Origin of the sequence: Microbacterium sulfonylureivorans, assembly GCF_003999995.1 — a bacterium.
Classification (GTDB): domain Bacteria; phylum Actinomycetota; class Actinomycetes; order Actinomycetales; family Microbacteriaceae; genus Microbacterium; species Microbacterium sulfonylureivorans.
The window spans coordinates 2,061,100-2,087,574 of record NZ_RJAD01000001.1 but is presented as its reverse complement, the minus strand read 5'-3'; the positions used below and the strand labels follow the sequence as shown (position 1 = coordinate 2,087,574).

Genomic DNA, 26,475 nt, shown 5'->3' with positions numbered 1-26,475 from the left:
AACACTCATGTCGACGACGCACCCGCAGTCCGATCTGCCGCTCGCCAACCCCGTGAGGTGGACACGACTCGCCCTCGCCCACGTCGAGAGGATGATCGCCACCGCCGACCAGCCGACCCGAGGGCTTGTCGTCGGACCGGCCGGATCAGGCAAGACGTCGTTGCTCAGGCGCATCCGGCGATCGCTCGCCGACAGTGGACGAGAGACGCTGCTCCTGAGTCCGCGATCTCCGCTCGTCGATGTGCCGGCGACCACGGTGGTCCTCATCGACGATGCCCAGCTCCTCGACCAGGCGGCGGTGTCGCGGATCACCGACCGGGTCGCCGACCCCGACTCGAGCATCGTCCTCGCTCGTCGGCCGTGGCCGGAAACGGATCCGCTGCACGAACTGGCCCTCTCACTCGAGCATTCGCAGCCCACGATCGTCCTGGGTCACGTCACCGCCGGCGACCTCGACCACGAGAACCACGACTCGCTCGACGCCGCGTGCAGCGAAGGCATCCTCGCAATGACGGGCGGCACGACGTGGCTTGCCTGCGAGGCGTTCGCCATCCACGACGGGCAGCCGTGCGCGGCAGACCCCGATCACCACGCGATAGAGGACGCGCTCGGCGACGTCATCGCGCATCGGATGCTGAGCCTCGATCCCGAGGTCCGTGCCGCGATCGAGACGCTCAGCCTCCGACCGACCGGATTCACGACGCCGCTCGCACCGGAGTTGCGCGACCACCTCCTGGCCGGGCACGCGGAGGGACTGCTCCTCCGCAACGGCGAGGTGGTCCCCGTCGTGCGCCAGGCCGTACGCGCGACGACGCCACTCGACCGCCTCGTCGACGCCGGGGTCATCGACGAGGCGTCCGGAAGCCGCTCGTGGACTCCGGACTTCTCACGGGCGCCGGACCCACGACGCGCCGAGGCGCTCCTGCGCGAAGGCGACGCCATCGCGGACTCGGCACCGTCGCGGGCGCGCGAGCTGTTCCGGCGCGCCGGCGAATGCGGGGCGGATGCCGCCACCGTCGCCGTGCGACGTGCCGGGGCGTCCTGGGCGCTGGGGGAGATAGACCATGCGGCCCGACTGCTGGACAGCGGTCCGGCGCCGGAGGGAGACGAGGATCGCGAACATGCGATCGACACCGCTGCCGCCATCTGGGCCGCCCGGGGTGCGATGGAGACGGCGAACGCGATCTACGCTGCGGCGACTCCCCCGCTGACCGCCGCCCAGCAGGCGAGAGCCGCCATAGCCGCCCTCGGCGCGGCCGATCCGCTCCGGTGCCTGCCCGACCCGGCACCGGCTCCGGCCCGACCGGGAGCAATCGGCATCCCCACCACGCTGGATGTCTCGTTGGAGCTCGTCGTCCGAGGTCTGCGGTCGACGCTGACGGACCCCGCGAATCCCCGGCTCGCCGATCTCGTTCGCGCCAGCGAGATGTACACAGCCTCGGCGACAGGCGCACCGATCCCCGAGCTCCCGGCCGTCATCGCCGCTCTGACCGCGATCAACCTCGGTGAGCTCGACGTCAGCCACGCGATTCTCCAGGACGCCGTCGAGGGCGGGCACGGCGGTCCGTGGGCACGCGATCGGCTCGTGCTCTGGCGATCCTGGGTGGCCCTGCAGCGCGAGCGGCCGCACGAGGTCATGAGCGGTCTCGACGCCGTGCGCACATCCGGTCGTCCCCTCAGCCCTCGGGACCGCCTGGTGTACGACGCGATAGACGTCGCGCTGGCAAGACGGTACGAGGACAAGGCGACGATGGTCGCCACCTGGCGTCGAGCGCGCGAAGGCATCCTCCACGCGCAGTTCGACATGTTCACCCTGCTCCCGCTCGCCGAGTTCGTCACCGCCGCCGCCAGAGCAGGCGACAGCACGCGCGTGGCGGCTCACTTCGACCGAGCCGTCACGCTGCTCGACGGGCTCGGCGCGCCGCCGCTGTGGTCGGCTCACCTGCACTGGGCAGGCATCCAGCGGGGGATCCTCGCCAACAGCCCCGATGCGCTCAGACCCCACGCCAGGGCTCTCGTCGCCGTCGCGCCGCAGAGCCGGCTCGCGTCGCGCATGGCGCAGGCGGGCCGGGTCTGGACGTCGGTCCTCGCGGGCACCGTCGACCCCGACGCAGTGGAGGAGGCGGCTCTCGGCCTCGCGGATGTCGGCCTGGCCTGGGACGGGGCACGTCTGGCCGGCCACGGAGCGGGACGCTCGGACGATCGGAGAGACATCACGCGCCTGCTGGCGTGCGCACGCCGGCTCCATCCGCGCGACGACACCGCGGACGCTCGCGACGATCTGTCGACCGCTTCCACCCCTCAGGGACACGGCGGCGACGCGGTCCTCAGCGCACGTGAGCGCGAGGTCGCGCTCCTCGTCCTGCAGGGGAAGACGTACAGCGAGATCGGAATGTCGATCTTCATCTCCCCCCGGACCGCAGAGCACCACATCGCCCGCATCCGTCGCCGACTCGGCGCGACGTCACGCTCGGATCTCATCGCGAAGCTCCGCCTCGTCTTCGAGGATGCCTCCGCCCCTCAAGAACCGATCCACGCCGGCAGGGATATCGCATGAGCGCGCCGGCGGCCACTTCCCCTACAGGGGAGCAAGGACGAAGACGTGGGGGCCCCCTAGTCGCCCCCCGGTTGACGGGGGACAATCCCCGACGCGGACACCCCGCCGATCGCCATACGGTCGAGACAGATTTGTAGCATGAGGAGACGACTATGAGCGTGACTCTCGCGACCATCGCCGAGGCGTTGATCGAATTCATCCTGAGCCTCCTGCGAGATCCGGACGCGGCCGCCGAATTCGAGGACGATCCGCACGGTGCACTCAGTGCACGCGGCTTGTCACACGTCAGCGCCGCCGATGTCGCCGCAGTGACGCCCGTCATCGTCGAGCGCACCACCGTCGTTCCGCATTCGAACCCGCACGGCGGTTCGAACCAGGCACAGCCGTCGTCGGATCCCGTCGTTCGCGAGATCAACAACGTGGTCCAGAACTTCGCTTGGATCGACGACAGCGACACGATCGTCGACCAGTCGGTGAACCAGAACATCTGGGCAGACGGTGACGTGACGCAGGTCTTCGACCAGGAGGCCGTCGTGGCGTCCGGCGACGAGGCCATCGCCGCCGGCGAGGACGTGTCTATCGAGCAGACCGAGGACAACTCCACCACCATCACGGCAGGGAACGACGCGGTCGTCGGCAACGAGACGACCGAGACCGTCGTCGAAGACTCGTACAACGAGACGACCGACACGTCGACCACGACGGATGCCTCGACCGATGTCGTCGTCGAAGAGTCGTTCACAGACGAATCGACGACGGTCGCCGTCGAGGACTCGTTCACCGACACATCCACCGCCGAGCCGGCAGAGCCCGCGGAGACCGCCGAAGACGTGTCGTACGACTCGTCGGCGACGACGTACACCGAGACCGCCGCAGAGGCCGACGCGAACGCCGCGTTCGAGACCACGGAGACGGCGATCGTCGTCGAACCGACCTCCGATGACGAGTTCTGAACTCGCACCCGCAGGCGGGGGCCGCCGCCGCCAAACGGTGCCGACTCCACAGGCGCGGCCGCCGTCGGATCCGCGGAGCGAACCTCCCCCACGCCCTGCGCTGACCGACAAGGCGGCCGCGCCTGTGCTCGTCAAGCTGCCTCCGCCGCTCGTCGTGCGGATCAGCCAGGTGCTCTGGGTCCTCAGCCTGATCGCGGGCGGCGCCGCGGTGGTCTATCTGTTCGTCATCCGTCAGGCGCAGCATCCCGACATCGTCGATCGGATCAAGGCGGTCGACGGATCGCGAGCCGCAGCCACCTACACCCTGACAGCGGACATCCTCTTCTGGTCGGCGTTCGGTCTGACCGTGTCGCTCATCGCGCTGCAGATCATGTTCCTCGTCTCGTTCGCCAACCGTCGGCCGAACGTGCGCTGGTGGCTCTTCGGGTCGCTCATCGTGCAGACCGTCGTCTACCTCGTGGCACAGGAGCTCATTGCGATGGGCGAGCGCGGTGCGCCGCTGCAGCAGCTGCTGCGGGTGGAGCTCGCTCTGGGACTGCTGGGACTGCTCTTCAGCCTGCTACCGCCGGCGCTGCGCTGGACCGCCCGTCGTCACGACGTCCGCAACGGCAGCGGCGGCGGCAGCAGCACGGCGAGTGGGGAGCTCTGACGCGACTCCCTCCACGCTGCGTGTGACCGTGCGGCATATCTCGATGGTCGCCCGCTCGCTGAGGGGCGATTCCGCGATCCCCCGCCATCGCGTGAGCAGCTGGTCGATGCGCTCGCGGACGGCGCGCCGATCCGCGCCCTCGGTCAAGCCGAGGCGCTCGACTGTGGATGTTCCCGCGCCTCCGACGATGCGCTCGGCCTCGAGAATGTCATCGGCGGACAGATCCGGAGTGCCCGTGCGCAGGTCTGCCAGAAGCGCGAGTTCGCGCAGGTCGTGCGTGCCGAGGGCGAGCCTCTCGATCTCGGGCAGGAGTCCGGCCGCGTCGGGACGCCTCCGCTCGCGGACGAGCGTCTCCAGGGTGTGCGCGACGCCACGGGTCTTCAATGAGCTCGCGCGAGCGCGGAACTGCTCGGTCACGAAGTTCTGCACCTCGATGAGCCCGCTCTGCTGAACCAGCCGTTCAGCGAGTTCGGTCGACGTGCGCGCTCCCGCACGCACGAGCGCCGTCGCGAGCCGCACGCCGAAGACACCGAACCGTGCGAGAAGGTCACGGCGCTGCGCGACGCTCAGAGGGATCTCGGCGGTGCCGCCCAGGAAGCGATCGACGGAGATCAGCGCCCGAGTCCGGAGGGCGCGGTCCAGTCCGGCGAGCGTCTGGAACGCTGCGAACTCGCTCTGGCGGAGGGTGCGCGCGCCCTCCGCCAGAAGCCCGGCCACGGGGATCACGCCGAGGGCGAGCGACCGCAGCTCCCCGTCGCGGCGATAACGTTCGGCGATCTTCGCAGCGGAGAGGAGGGAGTCGATCCGGCCCGACCCGATCTCGTCGGCGCGGGACAGCACCGCCAGGGCGTTGACGGTCTGGGACGCACCCGCCGCGGTGTCGTGGAACTCCTCGAGGAACTTCACGTCCGATGCGTGCACGTGGCGCAGGAGGTAGATGATCGCGTCGGCCGCGGACGGCGCGCGGGATGGCGTGAGGAACGAGATCGTCCGAGCCGACACGTCAGCCGAGAGCGATGCGATTCCCGGAGTGTCGATGAGGACGATCGATCGCAGGCTCTCGGACGGCCACTCGACGTCGATCCACTCGACCTCGTCGGCCCGGAGGTCACCCAAGTCGAGCGCGAGGTGGCCCTGCGAGCGTCGTACGGGCATGCGCTCGGTCGATCCGTCCCGCAGATGGACGGTGACGCGCGCCGTCGGACCGTGACGGTACCAGGTCACGGTGCGCGTGCACTCACCCGCGTCCGTCGGTGCGATCCGCTCGCCGATCAGCGCGTTGAGCAGCGTCGACTTCCCTGCCTTGACCATCCCGGCGATCCCGATCCGCAAGGGCTCGCGCAGTCTGCGCTCACACGCGTCCAGCACCTCCAGCGCGGCGCGGTCGTCGGCGTACGTCTCACGGAGCCGAGCGACGATCGTGGACATGTCGCCGAGGGCTGCGTGCTTCACCGCTGACCCGCCCCCGCGTGCTCCGGCCGCTCGAGCTGCGGGATCTCCGCGCGCAGGGCCTCGATCCTCGCCTGCTGCGCCTGGAGCTGTCGCACCCGCGTGTCACGCTCGGCCGTGTACGTCACGGCCGACTGCTTCGCCGCTGCGACCGAATCCGCCAGCGAGCGATGGAGCTCGTCGGCGATCGCGCCGAAATGATCTCGGGCGGCGCGCTGCACGAAACGGAGCCGGTCCTTGAGCTGCTTGCCGACCTGGAACACCACGTCCTCGATGTGCCGGCGCACGAGGTTCTTCGCCTCCGCCTGCCGGCGGGTGAGCCGAGCGGACCGATCCTCGCGGTACGCGCGTCTTCCCACGACCACGCCCACGAGAAGGGACAGCGGGTTTATCAGCGACAGGCCGACGAGGCTGGTGGCCAGTCCCATCATCAGCACGCCGCCATACGATCCGCGCACGCCGATGTAGATCTTCTCGGCTGCGCCCAGCCGGCCCTCCTCGAGCGTCTGGAGCGCCTCGACCGGTTCGAGCACGCTCTCGGTGCTCGCGACATCGATGTAGGGGAGGGATGACTCCGCCGCCGCGAACTCCACGGCGACCTGCTCGCACAGCCACTGAGCCCGCTCGTTCGTCCAGACGAACGTCTCGGATACCGCCGCCGAGACACGCCGATCCAGCCAGGCGGCGATCTGGTCCCAGATCGGGCCGGGGTCCCCCTCGTCGATGGCGGTCTCGGCTTCGCGCTGCACCTTTCGCAGGCGATCGCGCAAGTCGTGCTCGGTGTCGGCGATGAGATCCGCGACCCCGTCGCTCAGGGTGACCTGCCATCGCGAACTGCGGCTGCGGAACTCGTCCGCGCGCGACTTCGCGTCCTCGAGCTTGGCGATCATCCGCGGTGTGTCCTCGGGGTTGAGGAGCGCGTTGAGCGCGGTCCGCACCGCCAGCAGAAGCTGTTCGGACACCGACGACACGTCGTGGACCGCGGCGCGCCGATGGAGGAGCTCTGCGCGCCCCATCACGTCCCGCCGCAGGTGCGCGACCAGAGACGGGAATCCCGACTCCTCGTTCAACTCGCGGTCCTGCTCTTCGGCGGCGAGGATGCGCAGGTCGCTCGAGATCGGGAAGATGGGCACGTCACCGACCTCGCTGAGGTGCGATCGGTCGATCTCCTCGATCTGCCGCCATTCGGGATAGATGTCCGTCTTGGACAGCACGGCGCCGACGTTCGGCGACATGCGCATCGCGTGGCGGAGGAACTGCACCTCGGGCTCGGTGTACTCCTGAGACGCATCGGAGACGAGGAGCACGGCGTGCGCGGTCGACATCGCCGCGAGCGTGCTCAGCGAACGGGTTGACTCGAGGCCGCCGACGCCGGGCGAGTCGACGAGTCGGAGCCCGCCTTTGAGGAGCTCTCGGGGCAGGAAGACTTCAGCCCCCACGATGTCGGCGTCGCTGCGGTCGCCTCCCTCCGAGACGTAGCGTGCGACGTCGTCGATCGGAATCGGCAACCGCTCGATGACCGGTCCCGAGGGGCCTTCCCTGCGCAGCAGGACGACCGCCGAAGGGGTCTCCGCATAGCCCACCGACGTGGGGACGCTGGTGGCCAGGTCGTCGTCGACGGGACAGGCAGGGGCATTGATCAGCGCGTTGACGAGCTTGCTCTTGCCCTGCTTGAACTGGCCGATGACGATCACCCGGACGTGCGGATCCTCGAGCCTGGCGCGCGTGTCGTCGAGGCGCCGCGTCAGATCGGCGCGCCCGGCGGAGTCGGCGAGAGCCCGTGCCTTGCGCACGAGCTCCAGCAGGGGCTTCGCATCGGCCGCGGCGAGCGATCGGGCGCGATCGGACTCTGCCGGGACGGATATGTCACGGCCAGGCTTCCCGGGGAGGCTCTGAGTCACCGGCGACTCCTTCGGCGGCGGTTTCGCCCTGTACGAGCACACGCTAGCGCGTTCCGGGCGCCCGCGGTCCGAAAGTCCCGATGCGACGGCTCTGGGCCGGCATCGCCGGCCCAGAGCTGTCTCCCCAGATGTGAATCCGAGTGCGCAGGGTGCCCCATCACCCCGGCAGGTCGAGGTCGACGTCGACATCGTCGACGACGACCGAATCCTCGCTGTCCCAGATCACGTTGGCATCGACATCCCAGTCGCTCTCGTTGATCGATGTGAGCTCTTCGTTGAACGAGTTCGTCGCCGTGTAGGAGTCGGAGTCGTCGTTGAACGAGCCGTCGATGTCCACGTCCCACGAGTTGTCGGTGCTCGTCGAGTTGTCCGTCGCGGAGTTGTGGGAGTGAAGGACGTTGGAGATCGAGGTGGTGTTGCCCACGTTCACATCGTCCCCGCCGAGGATCGTCGTCGACTCGTCCAGGCTCTGGTGGATGTCGATGTCGTCCCCTGCCGCCATCGCGCCGTCACCGGACGCGACGACCGCGTCGCTCTTGGACACCAGCCCCACCCCGCCGAACGCGGCGACGTTGCCGTTGACGGACTGGTCGACGACCGTGTTGTGGCTGCTGACGTGGAGCGCGCCGCCCCCGCCGCCCGCGGCGCCGGCGAGGGATACGTCGCCCATGCCCGCGTTGTAGGTGCGCGCACCCGCATTCGTCGAATGGTCGTCCGTCGATGCATCCGTCCAGCTGTTGTACGAGTCGTCCACCGAGTTGTCGGAGTTGTCGTTGTACGAGTCGTCGGTCGAGTTGTCGGTGTGGTCATCGGTCGAGTTGTCGGATTCATCGTTGAACGAGTCCTCCACGTCGACGTCGGTGTCGAGGTCCATGTCGTGGGAGTCCTCGTTGAAGGATCCGTCGAGATCGACCGCGGTGTTGCCGCTGTCGTTCGTCGAATCGTCCGTGTTGCCGACGTTCTGCAGGTCGGCGGTGATATTGGCTGTGTTCGCCGAGGTGGAGTTGAACGAGTCGCGCACACGCACGTTGAACGATTCGTCGATGTCGTCGATTGCCATGTCATAGTCCTTCTCTTCGGGCCGACGCGCCGCGCCGGCTCTGGGTGCGGGTTCCCGGCTCGACGGCATCGCCGAGCCGGGTGAGGCGGATCAGAGCCCGACGTCGAGGTCGTCCACGATTGCGGAGTCGCTGCTGTCGACGATCGCGTTGACATCGACGTCGACGTCGAACGCCGCCGAGAGGTCGTTCGTCTCGTTGAACGAGTCCGTCGCCGTGTAGGTGTCGGAGTAGTCGTTCCACGAGTCGTCGATGTCAACGTCGACGGAGTTGTCCTCGTCGGTCGAGTTGTCCTCCCACGAGTTGTACGAGCCGACGACGTTGGAGATCGTCGTCTCGTTGCCGACGTTCACGTCCCCTCCTCCGGCGATCACGGTCGAGTTGTCGACCCGCGTCTCGATGTCCACGTCGTCACCCGCTGCGATGGAGTCGTCCCCCGATGCGACCACGGCGTCGCTGGCGGAGTACGCATGCACGCCGCCGCCGAGGATGTTCGCGTTGACGGACTGGTCGACGATCGTGTTGTGGCTCTCGATCGACGTGCCGCCGGCCGCACCTGCGCCGGCTCGGGCCGCCGCAGCGGCTCCGCCCGCACCGCCCAGCGAGACGTCGCCCATCCCGACGTTGTACGTGCGTCCGCCGGCATTCATCGAGTGGTCGTCGACGGACCTGTCCGTGAACGTGTTGTAGGAGTCCTTGACCCAGTTCTCGGAGTTGTCGTTGTGGGAGTCATCGGTCGAGTTGTCGGTGTGATCGTCGGTGGAATTGTCGGACTTGTCATTGAAGGAGTCGTCGATGTCGACGTCGGTGTCCATGTCGACGTCATGCGAGTCCTCATTGAACGAGTCGGCCACACCGACATCGACGTTCCCGCTGTCGTTCACCGAGCTGTCGGAGTTCCCCACGTTGTCGAGGTCCACCCCGAGGTTGGCCGTGTTGGTGCTCGACGAGTTGAACGAGTCCCTGACCCGCGTGTTGAACGAATCGTCGAAGTCGTTGATCTCGATAGGCATGAGCCCTTCCCAATCCCGGGGCATGCCCCGATATCTGCTGATGGCTACACCGTAGGAGCGCGTCGCGCACGGCACATCGGGGATCCATCCCTGGAACGCCGGGCAGGCGGCGGGGGTTTCCGTCGGGCCCCGCCTCTAGGGGTAGGGGGTACACGGGGGCCGTCGGCCCCATCCCGGGCACCGCCGTAGGCTGGGCCGGTGGAGATGGCCGAACTGACAGCGCTGCTGACCCCTGACGGTCTGCGCCTGCTCGATGCGCTTCCCGTGATGGATTCGGCCGCCGAGGTCGCGCGAACCGTGACCCGCCTGCGCAAGGAGGGCCACTCCCCCGACCTCGTATCTGCCGTCGTGACCCAGGCGCGGCTGCGCGAGCGGGCCGCCTCGAAGTTCGGCCCGTTCGCCGAGCGGATGCTGTTCACGCGCGCCGGTCTCGAGCAGGCGACGCGGCTGCCGATCGCCGCGCGGCACGCCGGCCGGCTCCGAGATGCCGGGCTCTCTCGGGTCGCCGACCTCGGATGCGGGATCGGCGGGGACGCGCTCGGGATGGCCGGACTCGGTCTGCAGGTCGAGGCAGTCGACGCCGACGAGGTGACGGCCGCCCTTGCGGCGTTCAACCTCGCGCCGTTCGGCGACGCCGTGACCGTGAGCCACGGCATGGCCGAGTCGACGAGCCTCGACGGGATCGACGGCGTCTGGCTCGATCCGGCCCGGCGCACCGCGGGCCACTCCGAGACGAAGCGCACGAAGCCCGAAGACTGGTCGCCCTCGCTGGGCTGGGCCTTCGACGTCGCGACGCGGCTCCCGACGGGGATCAAGCTCGGTCCCGGGCTCGACCGCGACCTGATCCCGGATGCCCTGGAGGCGCAGTGGGTGAGCGCCGACGGATCGACGGTGGAGCTCGTGCTGTGGTCGGGCGCGCTCGCGCGCGATGGCGTGCGGCGCGCGGCGCTCGTCATGCGCGGCGACGACGCGCACGAGCTGACGGCACCTGCGGATGCCCTGGACGAGCCGGTGCGCGAGCTCGGCGCCTTCGTGCACGAGCCCGACGGTGCCGTGATCCGCGCCCGGCTCATCGGCGACGTGGCGAGGTCGCTCCAGGCCGGCATGCTCGACGAGCACGTCGCCTACCTCACCTCGGACGCCGCACTGACGAGCCCGTTCGTCACGTCGTTCCGGGTGCAGGAGGCGCTGCCCCTCAAGGTCCCCACGATCAACGCCGCGCTGCGCGCCCGCGGCATCGGACGGATCGAGATCAAGAAGCGGGGGGTCGATGTCGATCCGGCGCAGTTCCGACGCAAGCTCGTGCTCCGCGGCGACGAGGAGGCGACGCTCATCCTTGCGCGGATCGGCGCGCGCCGCGTCGCGATCCTCGCGGACCGGGTCAGCCGATGATCGACGCGCGGGCGGCGGCGTAGAAGAGCCAGCCCGCGCTGTAGAGGATCGAGATCACGCCGACCACGATCGCCCAGACGGCGACGGCCCGGCTCTCGAGGGGTCGCCTCACGGCGAAGATGCCCGACACGACGCCGACCAGGCCGATCGGGAAGCCCCAGCCGACGAACAGCGAGACGACGAGTCCCGTGATCGAGAACGCCAGCGCCCAGGCCGCCAGGCCCCGGTGAGGCCCGTCGGCCGCGGGCATGAGCCACTGCGCCGTCGGCGCGGGCTCGTCGTCGGTGCCCGGCTCGACGGGAGCCGACTGCGACGTCACCGCGATGGGGGCGGTGGGCAGCCGGAGGAATCCGCCGCGATGCACGCCCGGGAGCGGAGAAGCCTCGTCTGCGAGCGCGACGTCGGGCGAGGGCGGCTCGACGGCGGCCGGGCGCCCGGGGGCGGCCGGAGTGGATCCTGCAGACCGCGCCGGGGCCGCAGGTGCCGAGGCGGGCGCCGCGGGCTCGGGCGAGGGCGGCTCATGACCCGGCTCCGCGGGGACCTGGCCGGGCTGCGGCATCCGATCGTCTCCGCTCACGCGGCGTCCTCGGCGACCTGGATCTCGCTCACCGGCAGCGTCGAGTCCGCCCCGAACCCGAGCGTCGACGGCGGCCTGCCCGACATGACGAGCTCGGACGCGAGCGCGGCGATCATCGCCCCGTTGTCGGTGCACAGCGACAGCGGGGGGATCCGCACCGTGACCCCCTCGGCCGCGGCGCGCTCGATCGCGACGTCGCGCAGGCGCCGATTGGCGATGACGCCGCCGCCGAGCAGCAGGCGGGGAACGCCGTGATCGCGGCACGCGGCGAGCGCCTTGGTCACGAGGACGTCGACGACGGCCTCGCGGAAGCTCGCCGCGACATCCGCCACGGGCACGGACTCGCCCGCCGCCTCGCGCTGCTCGACCCACCGTGCGACAGCGGTCTTCAGCCCCGAGAAGGAGAAGTCGTAGCGGTGGGCCGCCATGTCGCTCGCCCGTGAGAGGCCCCGCGGGAACGGGATCGCCTTCGGGTCTCCGGATGCCGCGGCCCGGTCGATCTCGGGACCGCCCGGGTACGGCAGCCCGAGCAGCCGGGCGACCTTGTCGAAGGCCTCGCCCGCCGCGTCGTCCATCGTCTCGCCGAGCAGCTCGACGTCGGTCGTGAGGTCGCGCACCAGCAGCAGGGACGTATGGCCGCCCGAGACCAGCAGCGCGACCGTGGGGTACTCGAGGGGCGGAGCGTCGGCATCCAGGATGTCGGCCGCGATGTGGCCGACGAGGTGGTTCACCGCGTAGAGCGGCTTCTGCAGGGAGACGGCGAGGGCCTTGGCGGCACCCACGCCGACCATCAGGGCGCCGGCGAGCCCCGGACCCGACGTCACCGCGACGGCGTCGATGTCGGACAGCGCGACGCCGGACTCGGCCAGCGCCGCGCGGATCGCGGGCTCGAGGGCCTCGAGATGGGCGCGGGCCGCCACCTCGGGCACCACCCCGCCGTAGCGGGCGTGCTCGTCCATCGAGCTTGCGATCGTGTTCGACAGCAGCGTGCGACCGCGCACGATGCCGATGCCCGTCTCGTCGCAGCTCGTCTCGATCCCCAGCACGAGGGGCTCGAACCGGTTCATGTGCACACCCCCGCATCATCGGCCGACGCGAGGCGCCGGGCGCCCCAGCCCGGCACGTCGAGCTTCATGACTACGGCGTCCACGTCGTCCGGCTGGTAGTACCGCGGGCGCCGGCCGACCTCGAGGAAGCCCTCCGAGGCGTAGAGCGCCTGCGCAACGGGGTTGTCGGCACGGACCTCGAGGAACACCTCGTGCACGCCGCGATCGGCCGCCTGCTCGAGCAGCGCTCGCAGGAGTGCACGGCCACGGCCGCGGCCACGGGATGCCTCGGCGATCGCGATGGTCTGGACGTCGGCATCCTTCGCCCCGCGCACCGTGCGGAGCCCCGCGTACCCGAGGACGCGGCCGGCCTCCTCGTCGACGACGTACCAGCCGTGCGGCGACGAGAGCTCCTCGCGCATCATCGCATCGGACCATGCGTCGGTCGGAAACGACGCCCGCTCGAGGGACATGATCGCCGCGAGGTCGCCGGGAACGGCGGCGCGCAGCGTCATGAGCCCACCTTCTTCGGAGCGCCGGGCATCGTCACGTCGGGCGACCGCAGGTAGAGCGCGTCGGCCGGGCCGACATCGCGGTGCGCCTCGAGGGCGCGCACGGCGACGAGTCCGAGCAGGCCGGCCGGGATGCGGTCCGCGTCCTGGCGGAGGATCGCGCCGCGCTCGAGCAGAGCGTCGAGGTCGTCGCGCGGTATCAGCGAGGGCTCGCGCTCGCGGATCGGCAGCCCGTCGTCGTCGAAGCTGCGGTACACCGTGAACGCGAACTCCCGCCGTCGGGCGTCGGTCACGACGGCGAACGGACGGTCGGCGGTCTCGTCGACGCCTCCTGTGAGCGCGTCGTGCAGCATCAGTTCGATCGCGACGGCGTCGTGGCTCACGACCGGCACCACCGGAATGCCGCGGGCGAGCGCGAACGCGCGCGCGGCGGCGATGCCGACCCGGAGACCCGTGAACGGCCCGGGGCCCATTCCGGCGGCGACATGCGAGATGTCGGCTGGGGTGACGGATGCCTCGGCGAGCGCCTGCTCGATCAGGACGCCGATCACCTCCGCGTGCCCGCGGGGGTCGGTGCTCTCGACCTGCGACCGCACGATCCCGTCGAGCTCGACGACGGCCACCGCGGAGCCGAGGGAGGTGTCGATGCCGAGGATCACCCCTCCAGGGTAGTCGGCGCTCCGCCGCGGTGCCCCGGCTACGGGCGGCGACTGATCGCCACGACCCTCGGGGTGTCGGCGTCGAGCTCCTCGATCGCGCGGGAGGGCGTGCCGCACGCGGTGTCCACTCCACTCCCGTCCGTCCCCACGCCTTCTCCACGCGCCGCCGGCGCGTCGCGCGGGGCCTCCAGGCGCGTGGGCGCATCACGGTCGAGCTCGATCTCCCACCAGTGGTCGCGGAGACCGTCGACCATCCCGCGGCCCCATTCGACGACGACCGCCGAGGCCTCGAAGTCGATGTCGAGGTCGTCGAGCTCGGCCGGTGAGCCGAGCCGATAGGCGTCGACGTGCACGAGGGGGGTGCCGCCGACGAGCGAAGGGTGGGTTCGGGCGATGACGAACGTCGGGCTCTGGACAGGACCCCGCACGCCGAGGCCCGCTGCGATCCCGCGTGCGAGAGTCGTCTTGCCCGCACCGAGCGGTCCGGTCAGCACGACCAGGTCGCCAGGGCGCAGCATCCCGCCGATCTGCTCGCCGAGCTGCTCCATGTCGTGCGGCGATGCGATCTCGCGCGTGCCGACGAGCGCATCGAGTCCCGGCCGGGTGCCGATCTCGCCGTCCTCGGAGTCGGGGCGCACGCCGGGTTCGCCGGTCACGCCGACACCTGCCTGCGGGGCACCCTGGGGCCGATTCGCGTGACGACCTCGTAATTGATCGTGTGCGCGGCGGCGGCCCACTCGTCGGCCGCCGGAGCGCCCAGGGTCGGGTCGCCGAACAGCACGACCTCGTCGCCGACGGCGACCGGGGCGTCGCCGACGTCGACCATGAACTGGTCCATCGCGATACGGCCGGCGACGGTGAAGCGGCGACCGCCGATCGCGACCGGACCCGCGCCCGACGCCTGCCGCGGCACGCCGTCGGCGTAGCCCAGCGGCACGAGCGCGAGGGTCGTCTCGCGCTCCGCTCGGAAGTCGTACCCGTACGACACCCCCTGTCCCGCCGGCACCCGCCGGACGGCCGCGACCGCCCCGCGGAGCGTCATGGCCGGGCGGAGGCCCAGGTCGGCCGAGCTGCGGTCGCCGAACGGCGACAGGCCGTACATGCCGATGCCGATGCGCACGCACCCGAGCCGCGTCTCCGGCAGCTCGATGGCGGCGTGCGTCGCCGCGAGATGACGCAGCGGGGGCGCGAGGCCGAGGGTCGCGGCGAGGCCCACTGCGTCCTCGAACGCCCGCAGCGCCGCACGGTCGTCGTCGGAGGACGCGTTGGAGAGGTGGCTGAAGAGAGCGACCACTCGCAGCCGCCCGATCCGCTCGAGGCGCGCGGCCTCGGCGAACACGACGCGCTGATCGGCCGGCGCGATGCCGTTGCGGGACAGGCCCGTCTCGAGTTTGAGATGGACCACGACGGGACGGTCGGCCGATGCCGCGGCCGCGGCGGCCAGGAGCTGCTCGAAGCTCGAGATGCCGAGCTCGATCCCGTGCGAAGCCGCCTCGGCGAACGACGTGCCCGGGGCGTGCAGCCACGCTACGATCGGAGCGTCGATGCCGGCGCGCCGGAGGGCGATCGCCTCGCCGATGTCGGCGACGCCCAGACGCGACGCCCCGCCGGCGAGCGCGGCGACGGCCGACCGCACGGCTCCGTGTCCGTAGCCGTCGGCCTTGACGACCGCGATCACCTCGGACCCTGTCAGGCGGCGGAGGTGGCGCACGTTGTCCTCGATGGCGCCGACGTCGATCGTCGCCTCGCGCATCACACCGGCGGGCATCCGGGTCATCGCGCGACCTCCGTCGCAGCCGGATCGGATTCGGCCACGACGTACGCGGTCGCGAAGCCCGCGTCGTGCGACATCGACAGGTGGATCGTCGTGATCCCCCGCGCTGCGACGACGGCTTCGGTCGACCCGCTCAACGTGAACCACGGACGACCGGATGCCTCGGGCGTGATCTCGATCTCCGTCCAGTGCACGCCGTCCGACCCGCCGAGCGCCTTGATGAGGGCTTCCTTGGCGGCGTAGCGCGCCGCCAGCGAGCGCGGCTTGAGCTCGCGCTCCCTCGGTGAGAACAGCCTCTGGAGCAGGCGGGGCGTCCGCTCGAGCGTGCGCTCGAAGCGGGCGATGTCGACCAGGTCGACGCCGATCCCGACGATCACGAAACTCTCCTGTCACGCCGCCCGGTGTGAAAGCCCGACGAAGGGCGCGGCATCCGCCACCCTACCGGCGGGCCTCCGCCTACTCGACCGTGACGGACTTCGCGAGGTTGCGCGGCTGGTCGACGTCGAGGCCCTTCGCTGTCGCGAGGCCCATCGCGAAGATGTGCAGGGGCACGACGGCCAGGAGCGGCTCGAAGAAGGGCCCGGCGAGCGGGATGCGCAGCACCTCGTCGGCGACGGGCAGCACGGCGGCGTCGCCCTCTTCGGCGATCGCGATCACGCGGGCGCCCCGAGCGCGGATCTCCTCGATGCTCGACACGACCTTCTTGTGCATCTCCACCGACTTGCGCGGCGACGGGACGATCACGAACACCGGCTGACCGGGCTCGATGAGCGCGATCGGGCCGTGCTTGAGCTCGCCCGCGGCGAAGCCCTCGGCGTGGATGTAGGCGAGCTCCTTGAGCTTGAGCGCGCCCTCCAGGGCGATCGGGTAGCCGACGTGGCGGCCGAGGAACAGTACCGATCGGGTGTCGGCCATCCAGTGGGCGAGCTGCTCGATGCGCGGCTGCTCGCGCTCGAGGATCTGCGAGATCTTGGCGGGGATGGCCTCGAGCTCACGGACGTGGGCGGCGGCATCCGCTGCGGAGACGACTCCGCGGACACGACCGACGTGCAGACCCATCAGGTAGAGCGCGGTGATCTGGGCGACGAACGCCTTCGTCGAGGCGACAGCCACCTCGGGGCCGGCGTGCGTGTAGACGATCGCGTCGGACTCGCGCGGGATGGTCGCGCCCTGCGTATTGCAGATCGACAGCGTCTTCGCCCCGCGGTCGCGCGCGTACTTGACGGCCATCAACGTGTCCATCGTCTCGCCGGACTGGCTGATCGAGACCACAAGGGTGTCGGGACCGATGACCGGGTCGCGGTAGCGAAACTCGTGCGCGAGCTCGACGTCGACGGGCACGCGCGTCCACTGCTCGATCGCGTACTTGCCGACCTGGCCGGCGTACGCCGCCGTGCCGCACGCGATGATGATGATGCGCGAGATCCCGGCGAACAGCTCGTCGAGGCCGTCCAGCTCGGGGATGACGACCTCGCCGTCGCGCAGGCGGCCGCGCAGGGTGTTGGCCACGGCCTCGGGCTCCTCCGAGACCTCCTTGGCCATGAAGGACGACCAGCCGCCCTTGTCTGCGGCAGAGGCGTCCCAGGTCACCTCGAACGGCTCGACCTCGACGGTGTTGCCGTCGAAGTCGGTCACCTCGACGCCGGCGGGCGTGATCGCGACGATCTGGTCCTGGCCGATCGCGAGGGCGCTGCGGGTGTGTTCGACGAACGCCGCGACGTCGGAGCCGAGGAAGTTCTCGCCCTCGCCGAGGCCGATGACCAACGGCGAGTTGCGGCGGGCGCCGACGACGAGTCCGGGCTGCTCCTCGTGCATCGCGAGGAGCGTGAAGGCGCCCTCGAGACGCGAGACGACGGCGCGGAACGCCGACACCAGGTCGCCCGATGCGCGGTACTCGCGGCCGAGGAGCACGGCGGCGACCTCGGTGTCGGTCTGGCTGCGGAAGGTGTAGCCGTCCGAGACGAGCTCGTCCTTGAGCTCGGCGAAGTTCTCGATGATGCCGTTGTGGATGACGGCGAGCTTGTCGTCGTCGGCGAGGTGCGGGTGGGCGTTGTCGTCGGTGGGCCCGCCGTGCGTTGCCCAGCGGGTGTGGCCGATGCCCGTCGTGCCGTCGGCGAGAGGCGCGGACTTCAGGTCGTCGCGGAGGACGCCCAGCTTGCCGGCGCGCTTGCGCATGCCGAGATCGCCGCCGGCGTCGATGACCGCGATGCCGGCCGAGTCGTAGCCGCGGTACTCGAGCCGCGCGAGGCCGGCGATGAGGATGGCCTGACTCTGCCGCGGGCCCACGTATCCGACGATTCCACACATGGTGTCAATGGTAGGCGGACCGTTATGCGAGGAGCCTGAACGAATAGGGAATCCCTGATCAGCACCAAAACGCGAAATGGGCCGGCGCGAGCCGGTCGTCAGAGCTTGCGGAGGAGGACGCGCTCGACGGTGTGGTTCGCCGCCTTCTGCAGGACGAGGCTCGCCCGACCGCGGGTCGGAAGCACGTTCTCCATGAGGTTCGGAAGGTTGATGTCGTTCCAGTAGCCGAGCGCCGTCGTCACCGCCTCCTCGTCGCTGAGGTGCGAGAAGACGTTGAAGAACGAGCTCGGATTGGCGAAGGCGCCGGTCTTGAGCGCCATGAACCGCTCGACGTACCACTGCGCGATGTGCCCCGGGTCGGCGTCGACGTAGATCGAGAAGTCGAACAAGTCGCTGACCGCCACGTCGTGCGGCGCGGCGGGCGGCTGGAGCACGTTCAGCCCCTCGACGATCACCACGTCCGGACGGCGGACGGTGGTGTGGGCGTCGGGCACGATGTCGTAGCGCATGTGCGAGTAGAACGGCGCCCGCACCTCGGGCGCCCCGCTCTTGACCTCGGTGAGGAACGAGACGAGCGCGCGCCGATCGTACGACTCGGGGAACCCCTTGCGCGCCATGATGCCGCGGCGCTCGAGCTCGGCGTTCGGATAGAGGAAGCCGTCGGTGGTGACGAGCTCGACGCGGGGCGTGTCGGGCCAGCGGCTCATCAGCTCGCGCAGCAGTCGGGCGATCGTGGACTTGCCGACGGCGACCGAGCCGGCGACGGCCACGACGAACGGCGTCGTCGTGTCGGCGTCGCCGAGGAACGCGCTGGTCTCGGCGCCGAGCTGCTTCGTCGCCTTGGCGTACAGCGACAGGAGGCGCGAGAGCGGCAGATAGACCTGAGAGACCTCGGCGATGTCGAGACGGTCGCCGAGCCCCCGGATCTGGACGATCTCGGTCTCGGACAGCGGCTGCGACATCCCGGCCGCGAGGCGCGCCCAATCGCCGCGGTCTATCTCGCGGTAGAGCGAGGGCGCCGGGGCGAGAATGGCTGCGTCGTCTGCGGACATCCCGCTCATCGTAGCCGCTGGAGGATGCCGCGGCCGTCGCGGCAGGGGCACGGTGACTCACCGGGCGCCTGAGCACGCGCGGCCGCGGGCACGACGCCGAACCCCGCGCACCGGTACTGTCGAGCCGTGCGCCTGGGAGTCCTCGACATCGGATCGAACACCGTCCACCTGCTCGTCGCCGATGTGAGGCCGGGGGGTCGGCCGCTCGCCGCCACGAGCCAGCGGACCGTACTGCGGCTCATGCGCTACCTCGGACCGGACGGCGAGATCATCCCCGAGGGCGTGAAGGCGCTCGTCGCCGCCGTCACGCAGGCGCGCAAGGTCGCGGCGAAGGAGAAGGTCGACGAGCTGCTGGCCACCGCGACCTCGGCCGTCCGCGAGGCTGCCAACGGCCCCGAGGTCATCGCCCTCATCGAAGAGGCCCTCGGCCAGCCGCTCCAGGTGCTGGGCGGCGAGACCGAGGCCCGCTACACGTTCCTCGCCGTCCGCCGATGGTTCGGCTGGGCCGCCGGCCAGATCCTGCTGTTCGACATCGGCGGCGGCTCGCTCGAGATCGCGGCCGGAGCGGACGAGCTGCCGGAGGCCGCGGCATCCCTCCCGCTCGGAGCGGGCCGCATGACCGTGCGGTTCCTCCCCGACGATCCGCCCGGCGAACCCGCCGTCGAGCTGCTGCGCGAGCACGCGCGAGCCACGCTCGCGCCCGTGGCCGCGCAGTTCGGCGCCCTCGCGCGCCCGGATCACGTCGTGGGGTCGTCCAAGGCGATCCGCTCGCTCGCGAAGCTCGTCGGCTACCCGGTCCCCGGCTGGTCGGGGATCGAGCGGATGCTGCTCCCCCGCGCCTCCCTCGGCTCGTGGATCCCGCGGCTGGCGAAGATCCCGGCGTCCGCCCGCCAGGAGCTGCCGGGCATCACCCCCGATCGGACGTTCCAGATCGTCGCGGGAGCCGTCGTGCTGCACGAGGCGATGCTCGCGCTCGATGTCGACGAGCTCGAGGTCTCGCCGTGGGCGCTGCGCGAGGGCGTGCTGCTGCGATACATCGAGTCGCTCTCGTGGAGCGCCCCCTCCGCCTGACCCCGCTCACGCGCGACGCCCCGGGCCGGAGCCCAGGGCGTCGTCTGCGTTATGGCGTCGAGGTGCCGACGTGCCGTTACAGCGCCAGGCGCTCCCGCACGACGTCGGCGAGTGCCTCCGCGTGCCGCTGGGCGTCTTCGGCCGATGCGGCCTCCACCATGACGCGCACGAGCTGCTCCGTGCCCGACGGGCGCAGCAGGACGCGGCCGGACTCACCGAGCTCTGCGACGACGGCGGCCACAGCATCCGACACGCCCTCGTCGCTGTTCGCGCGCGAGCGGTCGACACCCTTGACGTTGATCAGCACCTGCGGGTACACGGTCATGATCGACGCGAGCTCGGCGAGCGTCTTGTTCTGCCGAGCCATCTCCGCGAGAAGGTGCAGGCCGGTCAGCAGACCGTCCCCGGTCGTGGCGAACTCGCTCATGATCACGTGGCCGGACTGCTCGCCGCCGAGTGAGAAGCCGCCCTCGTCCATGCGCTCGAGCACATAGCGGTCGCCGACGGCGGTCTGCTCGACCACGATGCCGTGATCGGCCATCGCGCGATGGAGGCCGAGGTTGCTCATGACGGTCGCGACGAGCGTGTCGTCGACGAGCCTCCCGCGCTGCTTCATCGCGACCGCGAGGATCGCCATGATCTGGTCGCCGTCGACGATGCGCCCGTCGGCGTCGACCGCCAGGCATCGGTCGGCGTCGCCGTCGTGGGCGATCCCGACGTCGGCGCCGTGGGCGAGGACGGCCTCCGACAGCTTGTCGAGGTGCGTCGACCCGACGCCGTCGTTGATGTTGAGCCCGTCCGGATCGGCACCGATGACGGTGACCCGGGCGCCCGCGTCGCGGAACGTCTCGGGAGAGACGCCGGATGCCGCGCCGTGCGCGCAGTCGAGCACCACGTGGATGCCGTCCAGGCGGTGGGGCAGCGACGCCAGGAGGTGCACGACGTAGCGGTCCTCGGCGTCCGCGAACCGACGGATGCGGCCCACCGCCGCGCCCGTGGGCTGCAGCTTGGGGCCGGCCATGGCGTGCTCGATGCGCTCTTCGACGACGTCGGGGAGCTTCACGCCGCCGCGGGCGAAGATCTTGATGCCGTTGTCGGGCGCCGGATTGTGCGACGCCGAGACCATGACGCCGAAGTCGGCGTCCATGTCGGCGATGAGGAACGCGGTCGCCGGCGTGGGCAGCACTCCCGCGTCGAGGACGTCGACGCCGGAGGACGCCAGGCCCGCTTCGACGGCGGCCGACAGGAACTCGCCGGATACGCGCGGATCGCGGGCGACGACGGCGGTGATGCGCTTGCCGGACGCGCGTCGCGCGTCGGCAGAGCGGCCCTGGCCCAGGACGACAGCAGTCGCCTGGGCCAGGGAGAGAGCGAGATCGGCGGTGAGGGGGCCGTTGGCCAGCCCCCTCACCCCGTCCGTGCCAAAAAGCGGCATACGGAGAGGAGAGCCGATCAGCGCTTCGAGTACTGAGGCGCCTTGCGGGCCTTCTTGAGACCGGCCTTCTTGCGCTCGATGACGCGTGCGTCGCGCGAGAGGAAGCCGGCCTTCTTGAGGGTCGGGCGGTTGTTCTCGGCGTCGATCTCGTTGAGCGCGCGGGCGATGCCGAGGCGCAGAGCACCGGCCTGGCCCGAGGGGCCGCCGCCCGAGATGCGGACGATGACGTCGTACGCGCCGGTGAGGTTGAGCACCGTGAACGGGTCGGTGATCAGCTGCTGGTGCAGCTTGTTCGGGAAGTAGTCCTCGAACTCGCGTCCGTTGACGGTGATGACGCCCGAGCCGGGGACCAGGCGCACGCGGGCGATGGCCTGCTTGCGACGGCCGACGGCTGCGCCGGGCACCGAGAGCACGGGGCGCTCGGCGGGGGCGGCCTCGGCCTGGTCGACGGGGGTCTCGGTCGAGTAGTTGGTGGGGTCTTCGATGTTCGCCACGAGTGTGTCCTTAGTCTGTACGGCGCTTACTGGGCGACCTGGTCGAGGGTGTACGTCTTGGGCAGCTGCGCACCGTGGGGGTGCTCGGCGCCGCGGTAGACCTTCAGCTTGCGCAGCTGCGCCGCGCCCAGGCTGTTCTTGGGGAGCATGCCGCGGACGGCCTTCTCGACGGCGCGCTCGGGGTTCTTGGTGAGGAGCTCGTCGTAGGTGACCGACGACAGGCCGCCCGGGTAGCCCGAGTGGCGGTACGCCTTCTTCTTCTGGAGCTTCTGGCCGGTGAGGGCGACCTTGTCGGCGTTGATGATGATGACGAAGTCACCGGTGTCGACGTGGTTCGCGAACGTGGCCTTGTGCTTGCCGCGGAGGAGGATGGCGGCCTGCGAGGCGAGGCGGCCGAGGACGACGTCAGTCGCGTCGATGACCAGCCAGTCGCGCTGGATCTCGCCAGTCTTGGGGGTGTAAGTGCGCGTCACAATAGTGCTGCTTTCTTGATTCGAACGGAGAAGTTCGTGAATCCCGCTCCGGGGTGGTTCTGCGGCCGAGGGCCTGGGAACACGCCAGTGGAGGGCTCACGTTCGCGGTGCCGGGTCAGCTGAGCCGAACACCAAAGGTCGAGTCTACGGCATCCGATTCCCCTGACCAAACGCAGGTTCCCGGGCGAGGCCGATTCCGCTCGCTATCCTCGTCGCCATGGCCGCATCGACGACGACCGCCGACCGTGCCGCCGCGGTCTCCACCTCGGTGCAGCGCACGTACCGGTACCTGCGCATCGCGATAGCGGGCACCGTGGTCGTGATCTTCGTCGCCGTCGCCGTGGCCGCGACCACGGTCGGATGGCTCGCCTCGGTCAGCGACTACTTCTACACGCCGGCGCGCAACGCGTTCGTGGGCGCGCTGATCGCGGCGAGCCTCGCGCTCGTGGCGCTCTCGGGGCGCGGCGCCGAGCGAGCGCTGCTCGACGCCGCGGCCCTCTTCGCGCCGCTCATCGCCCTCGTGCCGACGACCCTGGCGCCGGGCACCGTGCCCGGAGTGCTGGTGCCGTGCGCGACGCGCTGCTTCCCACCGGAGTTCGAAGCGGATGCCGCGAACGGCGTGGTCACCTATCTCGTCGTCGGCGGGCTCACGGTCGTGGTCGCGCTGCTCCTGACGGCGCTCGGGCAGGTGTCGCTCTCTGCGGTGGGCTTCTCGCTCGTCGTGACCGCCACGGTCCTCGTGGGCGTCGGCTCCTTCTGGCTCTTCGCGCGAGACGCATTCCTCGCGCAGGGCCACTTCGTGGCCACGATCGCGTTCTTCGGCCTGTTCGCCGCGGTCGCGGTCCTCAACGCCTTCCCCCGCCGGGGTGCCCCGCCCGCACCGGTGTTCCGGGTTCTCTACATCGCGATCGCGGTGGCGCTGGCGGGGGTCCTCGTCGTCTACATCGCGCTCCTCCCGCAAGCCGGCACGCACGGGCTGCCGATCGTGCTGCTCGCCGAGGCGGCGGCGCTCACGCTGTTCTTCTGCTTCTGGGTCGTTCAGGGGATCGAGAAGTGGGACGAGTCCGACCCGAGCATCGTGGCGGCGTCCGGTGCACCCGCCTGAGGGCGCGGCATGGCACGCGCACCGTCGCCTCACGCGGCATCCGCCGGCGATGGCGTCGGGTCAGGACGCCTCGGCCTGCGGGGTCTCGACAGTGCGGCGGATGTCCGCCGCGAGACGCGCCGTCACAAGGATCGGCAGGTGGTCGCTCAGGCCCTGCGGGAGCGTCCGGACGCGGTCGATCTCGAAGCCGATCGACGTCGCGAAGTCGTAGTGCCCGCGGAAGAAGCGGTACCGGGTGTATGTGCGCGCGTCGCTCAGGTTGAGCTCGTACCCCTGCTCGCGGACGTGCTGTCCGAGGTGCTCCTTGAAGACGGGGTAGTTGTAGTCGCCGACCATGAGCGCCGGCAGCCCCTCTCCGAGGCTCTGCAGCTCGGTGAGGGCGGTGCGGATCTGGTGCCGGCGCAGCGAGTTCAGCGCCGTGAGCGGCGCCGCGTGGAAAGACGCGACGATGAGCTCGCGGCCCTCGTCGATGTCGTGCAGCCGCACCCCGAGGAGGCGTTCCTCGGCGGGTTTGAGCACCCGGTCGTGGAGCGACTTCTTGAGCGCCAGCGCCCGCACGTCGATCGCGCGATAGGTGTTCTCGCGGTAGTAGACCGCGAGGCCGAGCCGGTTGCGCTGCGTCGAGTCCGCGAGACGCAGGCCCGAGATCGACTCCGGGATGTCGGAGGTGTCGGCCTCCTGGAGGCACAGGACATCGGCGCCGTGGCGCTCGACGAGGTGGGCGAGCTCGCCGGCGGCGCGGTGCTTGCGCAGGTTGTACGAGATGACCTTCATGTGGGGACCACGATACGAGGGTTCGGCGTCCGCGTCGCGACCCCTCGGCAACGCTCAGCAGACTCATGGCCGAACGAGAGGTGACCGCCGCCTTCGGGGATCGCGGAGGGAGGCCCGCTAGAGTCCCCTCGTGACCACACCCGTGCCCCCACGACCCCCGCGCCGCCGGCGCCGCGTCGTGCTCCTGGCGGCCGGGGTCGTCGCGGCGATCGCCCTGGTCGCGGCCGTCGTCATCGCGGTGTGGCCGCAGGCCGACGCCACCGCGCAGCCGCCCGGGCCCGGCACGGTCGTCGTGGCTTCCGATCTCTCCAAGGCCTCCCACGCCGCCGGCACGGCGTCGGCGGGGTCCGAGCCGCAGGCGGCGGCCGAGTACCTGAGCGAGCAGCCGACCGCGTTCTGGCTCACCCCCGAGGCCGATCCCGCCGATGAGGTCGCTGAGCGCGTCGAGCATCTCGCCGCAGAGGCCCGCGACCAGTCCGCGACACTCGCGATCGTCGTCTACGGCCTCCCCGGGCGCGACTGCGGCAACCACTCGGCGGGCGGACTCGAGCCGGACGCGTACAGGGAGTGGACCGCGGAGATCGGCGCGGCGCTCCGCGCAGCCTCGGACGTACGCACTGTCGTCGTGCTCGAGCCCGACAGTCTCGCGCTCGCTCCCGAGTGCGGCAACGTCGACGAGCGAGTCGACCAGCTGCGCGGCGCCATCGATGCGCTGAGCGCGGACGGCGTCTGGATCTACCTGGACGCGGGCCACTCGAGCTGGCTCGCGGTCGACGACATGGCCGCGCTCATCGCTCGCGTCGCGGACGGCGCACCGGTGCGCGGATTCGCGACCAACGTCTCGAACTACAACGACACGGCCGATGAGACGCGCTACGCCCACCAACTGGCCGAGCGCCTCGACGGGCTGCACGCGATCATCGACACGTCCCGCAACGGCGCAGGATCGGACGGCGAATGGTGCAACCCGCAGGGCCGCCGGGTCGGCGACCCCGGCGGGAGCACCGGCGACGACGTCGTCGACACGAACCTGTGGATCAAGCCGCCGGGCGAGAGCGACGGCCCGTGCAACGGCGGACCCGCCGCCGGGGCGTGGTGGTCCGAGAGCGCCGTCGAGCTCACGCGGGACGTGCGGTCCGGCTGATCTCCGCGCCCGCAAACCGGGGTGTGTAGCATCGGGAGCACCTCGCCAGCGTGCGTGGACGGCCGCTCGCGGCCGCTGGGGCGCAAGATCACTTCCATTCGTGAGAGAGGCCTACGCCGAATGAGCAGTACCGTCGATGACCTGAAGACCGCGGTCATCATCGAGGACGACCCCGAGATCAGGCACATCCTGTCAGAGGTGCTCGAGTCGGCGGGCTTCTCGACGGTGTCCGTCGGGAACGGCATCGACGGCGTGCGCGCCGTCCTGACATACCGTCCGCTCCTCACGACGCTCGACGTGAACATGCCGGGCATCGACGGGTTCGAGGCCGCACGCCGCATCCGCGCCCAGTCCGACACGTACATCATCATGCTCACCGGCCTTCAGGACGAGGCGGATGTCGTGGCCGGCCTCGGCGCCGGCGCCGACGACTATCTGCTCAAGCCGTTCCGCCCGCGCGAGCTGCGTGCCCGTGTCGATGCGCTCCTGAGGCGGGCTCGAGCCGGTGGAGCGCCCGAGCCGGCCGGGCTGACCCAGGAGAGCGCCGGTCCGACGTTCCCCGGCGCCCGCCCCGCGACCACGCCGCTGCCGATCAATCGGGCGCAGCCGCTGGACGCCCCCGGGATCGTCGCCGTGCCGGCCGACAGCGCCGGCGAGCGCGAGCCGGTCGTGATGGCGCCGCTCGAGACGACCGGCGGCGACGACTGGCTGGTCCACCGCGACCTGCGCCTCCACCCCGAGAATCGTGTCGTTCTGATCGGCGGAGACGACCTCGAGCTGACCCGCACCGAGTTCGACCTGCTCGCCACGCTGCTCGAGTCGAAGCGCCGTGTGCGGAGCAAGGCCGACCTCACGCTCGTGCTCCGTGGCGAGTCCTACGTCACGAGCTACTTCGTGGGTGATGCCGACAAGCGGGCGATCGAGGCCCACATGACCAACCTGCGCCGCAAGCTCGGCGACAGCCCCACCAACCCGCGCTACATCGAGACCGTACGCGGCGTGGGCTACCGGCTCACCTCGGACCAGGTCTGACCCGCCGCCCGACAGGACGGCGATGAGGGCATCCCTCCCCAGAAGGAT

General features: G+C 70.6%; 25 protein-coding genes. 8 read left to right on the top strand and 17 right to left on the bottom strand.

Annotation, left to right across the window (positions count from 1 at the left end):
• Positions 1–7 precede the first annotated feature (7 nt).
• The 3 genes from EER34_RS09160 (at position 8) to EER34_RS09150 (ending at position 4,159) form a co-directional block, all read left to right on the top strand.
• Positions 8–2,557: a helix-turn-helix transcriptional regulator gene (locus EER34_RS09160; RefSeq protein WP_127474156.1), complete on the top strand. Its 2,550-nt coding sequence runs from the start codon at positions 8–10 to the stop codon at positions 2,555–2,557.
• 152 nt (positions 2,558–2,709) lie between these two features.
• Positions 2,710–3,510, top strand: a complete 801-nt coding sequence (locus tag EER34_RS09155; RefSeq protein ID WP_127474155.1) for an IniB N-terminal domain-containing protein — start codon at positions 2,710–2,712, stop codon at positions 3,508–3,510.
• Positions 3,511–3,634: 124 nt separating this feature from the next.
• On the top strand, positions 3,635–4,159 hold the full coding sequence (locus tag EER34_RS09150) for a hypothetical protein (protein WP_127474154.1): 525 nt from the start codon (positions 3,635–3,637) through the stop codon (positions 4,157–4,159).
• Here the strand turns inward: EER34_RS09150 and EER34_RS09145 are convergent.
• The 4 genes from EER34_RS09145 to EER34_RS09130 all read right to left on the bottom strand — a co-directional run bounded on the left by EER34_RS09145 (position 4,070) and on the right by EER34_RS09130 (position 9,580).
• On the bottom strand, positions 4,070–5,611 hold the full coding sequence (locus EER34_RS09145) for a dynamin family protein (protein ID WP_240642203.1): 1,542 nt from the start codon (positions 5,609–5,611) through the stop codon (positions 4,070–4,072). The two genes, EER34_RS09150 and EER34_RS09145, sit on opposite strands and share 90 nt — an antisense overlap.
• Entirely contained in the window at positions 5,608–7,509 is a 1,902-nt protein-coding gene (locus tag EER34_RS09140; RefSeq protein ID WP_240642202.1) for a dynamin family protein, read from the bottom strand. Before EER34_RS09140 ends, EER34_RS09145 begins: the two co-directional genes overlap by 4 nt.
• 157 nt (positions 7,510–7,666) lie before the next feature.
• Positions 7,667–8,569 (bottom strand): hypothetical protein, encoded by a 903-nt coding sequence (locus EER34_RS09135; RefSeq protein WP_127474152.1) that lies wholly within the window; start codon positions 8,567–8,569, stop codon positions 7,667–7,669.
• A 90-nt stretch (positions 8,570–8,659) separates the two neighbouring features.
• Positions 8,660–9,580 (bottom strand): hypothetical protein, encoded by a 921-nt coding sequence (locus EER34_RS09130; RefSeq protein WP_127474151.1) that lies wholly within the window; start codon positions 9,578–9,580, stop codon positions 8,660–8,662.
• A 198-nt stretch (positions 9,581–9,778) separates the two neighbouring features.
• Between EER34_RS09130 and EER34_RS09125 the strand changes: the two genes are divergently transcribed.
• On the top strand, positions 9,779–10,972 hold the full coding sequence (locus EER34_RS09125) for a THUMP-like domain-containing protein (RefSeq protein ID WP_127474150.1): 1,194 nt from the start codon (positions 9,779–9,781) through the stop codon (positions 10,970–10,972).
• Here EER34_RS09125 and EER34_RS09120 read toward each other — a convergent pair.
• The 9 genes from EER34_RS09120 to coaA form a co-directional block, all read right to left on the bottom strand.
• A complete protein-coding gene (locus EER34_RS09120) occupies positions 10,962–11,549 on the bottom strand; it encodes a hypothetical protein (RefSeq protein WP_205791443.1) in 588 nt (195 codons plus the stop codon). The two genes, EER34_RS09125 and EER34_RS09120, sit on opposite strands and share 11 nt — an antisense overlap.
• Positions 11,546–12,616, bottom strand: a complete 1,071-nt coding sequence (gene tsaD / locus EER34_RS09115; protein WP_127474149.1) for a tRNA (adenosine(37)-N6)-threonylcarbamoyltransferase complex transferase subunit TsaD — start codon at positions 12,614–12,616, stop codon at positions 11,546–11,548. Before tsaD ends, EER34_RS09120 begins: the two co-directional genes overlap by 4 nt.
• On the bottom strand, positions 12,613–13,110 hold the full coding sequence (rimI, locus tag EER34_RS09110; protein ID WP_127474148.1) for a ribosomal protein S18-alanine N-acetyltransferase: 498 nt from the start codon (positions 13,108–13,110) through the stop codon (positions 12,613–12,615). The genes tsaD and rimI overlap by 4 nt, the downstream gene beginning before the upstream one ends.
• Positions 13,107–13,766, bottom strand: coding sequence for a tRNA (adenosine(37)-N6)-threonylcarbamoyltransferase complex dimerization subunit type 1 TsaB (gene tsaB, locus EER34_RS09105; protein WP_127474147.1), 660 nt, complete (start codon positions 13,764–13,766; stop codon positions 13,107–13,109). Before tsaB ends, rimI begins: the two co-directional genes overlap by 4 nt.
• A gap of 38 nt (positions 13,767–13,804) precedes the next feature.
• Complete coding sequence (gene tsaE, locus EER34_RS09100) at positions 13,805–14,314, bottom strand: tRNA (adenosine(37)-N6)-threonylcarbamoyltransferase complex ATPase subunit type 1 TsaE (protein WP_127474360.1); 510 nt, start codon at positions 14,312–14,314, stop codon at positions 13,805–13,807.
• 104 nt (positions 14,315–14,418) lie between these two features.
• Entirely contained in the window at positions 14,419–15,543 is a 1,125-nt protein-coding gene (alr, locus tag EER34_RS09095) for an alanine racemase (protein ID WP_205791441.1), read from the bottom strand.
• Positions 15,540–15,917, bottom strand: coding sequence for a holo-ACP synthase (locus EER34_RS09090; protein ID WP_127474146.1), 378 nt, complete (start codon positions 15,915–15,917; stop codon positions 15,540–15,542). Before EER34_RS09090 ends, alr begins: the two co-directional genes overlap by 4 nt.
• Positions 15,918–15,996: 79 nt before the next feature.
• Positions 15,997–17,847 carry a glutamine--fructose-6-phosphate transaminase (isomerizing) gene (gene glmS / locus EER34_RS09085; protein WP_127474145.1) on the bottom strand — a complete coding sequence of 617 codons (1,851 nt, stop codon included), beginning with the start codon at positions 17,845–17,847 and terminating at the stop codon, positions 15,997–15,999.
• 98 nt (positions 17,848–17,945) lie between these two features.
• Positions 17,946–18,899: a type I pantothenate kinase gene (gene coaA, locus EER34_RS09080; protein ID WP_127474144.1), complete on the bottom strand. Its 954-nt coding sequence runs from the start codon at positions 18,897–18,899 to the stop codon at positions 17,946–17,948.
• A gap of 126 nt (positions 18,900–19,025) precedes the next feature.
• Here coaA and EER34_RS09075 point away from each other — a divergent pair, with 126 nt between their 5' ends.
• The gene (locus EER34_RS09075) at positions 19,026–19,970 is read left to right on the top strand and encodes a Ppx/GppA phosphatase family protein (RefSeq protein WP_127474143.1); all 945 of its coding nucleotides are present in this window, start codon (positions 19,026–19,028) and stop codon (positions 19,968–19,970) included.
• Positions 19,971–20,046: 76 nt separating this feature from the next.
• Here EER34_RS09075 and glmM read toward each other — a convergent pair whose 3' ends face one another.
• Genes glmM through rplM form a run of 3 tightly spaced genes read right to left on the bottom strand, consistent with a single transcriptional unit; the run spans position 20,047 to position 22,372 of the window.
• A complete protein-coding gene (gene glmM, locus EER34_RS09070) occupies positions 20,047–21,405 on the bottom strand; it encodes a phosphoglucosamine mutase (protein WP_127474142.1) in 1,359 nt (452 codons plus the stop codon).
• Between the two features lie 17 nt (positions 21,406–21,422).
• The gene (gene rpsI / locus EER34_RS09065; protein WP_127474141.1) at positions 21,423–21,899 is read right to left on the bottom strand and encodes a 30S ribosomal protein S9; all 477 of its coding nucleotides are present in this window, start codon (positions 21,897–21,899) and stop codon (positions 21,423–21,425) included.
• A 26-nt stretch (positions 21,900–21,925) separates the two neighbouring features.
• On the bottom strand, positions 21,926–22,372 hold the full coding sequence (gene rplM, locus EER34_RS09060) for a 50S ribosomal protein L13 (RefSeq protein WP_127474140.1): 447 nt from the start codon (positions 22,370–22,372) through the stop codon (positions 21,926–21,928).
• A 217-nt stretch (positions 22,373–22,589) separates the two neighbouring features.
• On the opposite strand from rplM, the gene EER34_RS09055 reads away from it, so the two are divergent.
• Positions 22,590–23,477 (top strand): hypothetical protein, encoded by an 888-nt coding sequence (locus EER34_RS09055; RefSeq protein WP_127474139.1) that lies wholly within the window; start codon positions 22,590–22,592, stop codon positions 23,475–23,477.
• Between the two features lie 60 nt (positions 23,478–23,537).
• Here the strand turns inward: EER34_RS09055 and EER34_RS09050 are convergent, their stop codons facing one another.
• A complete protein-coding gene (locus EER34_RS09050) occupies positions 23,538–24,251 on the bottom strand; it encodes an endonuclease/exonuclease/phosphatase family protein (RefSeq protein ID WP_127474138.1) in 714 nt (237 codons plus the stop codon).
• 130 nt (positions 24,252–24,381) lie between these two features.
• Between EER34_RS09050 and EER34_RS09045 the strand changes: the two genes are divergently transcribed.
• Both EER34_RS09045 and EER34_RS09040 read left to right on the top strand, forming a co-directional pair.
• The gene (locus tag EER34_RS09045; RefSeq protein WP_240642201.1) at positions 24,382–25,395 is read left to right on the top strand and encodes a glycoside hydrolase family 6 protein; all 1,014 of its coding nucleotides are present in this window, start codon (positions 24,382–24,384) and stop codon (positions 25,393–25,395) included.
• 120 nt (positions 25,396–25,515) lie between these two features.
• Entirely contained in the window at positions 25,516–26,427 is a 912-nt protein-coding gene (locus EER34_RS09040) for a response regulator transcription factor (RefSeq protein WP_127474137.1), read from the top strand.
• Positions 26,428–26,475: the final 48 nt, after the last annotated feature.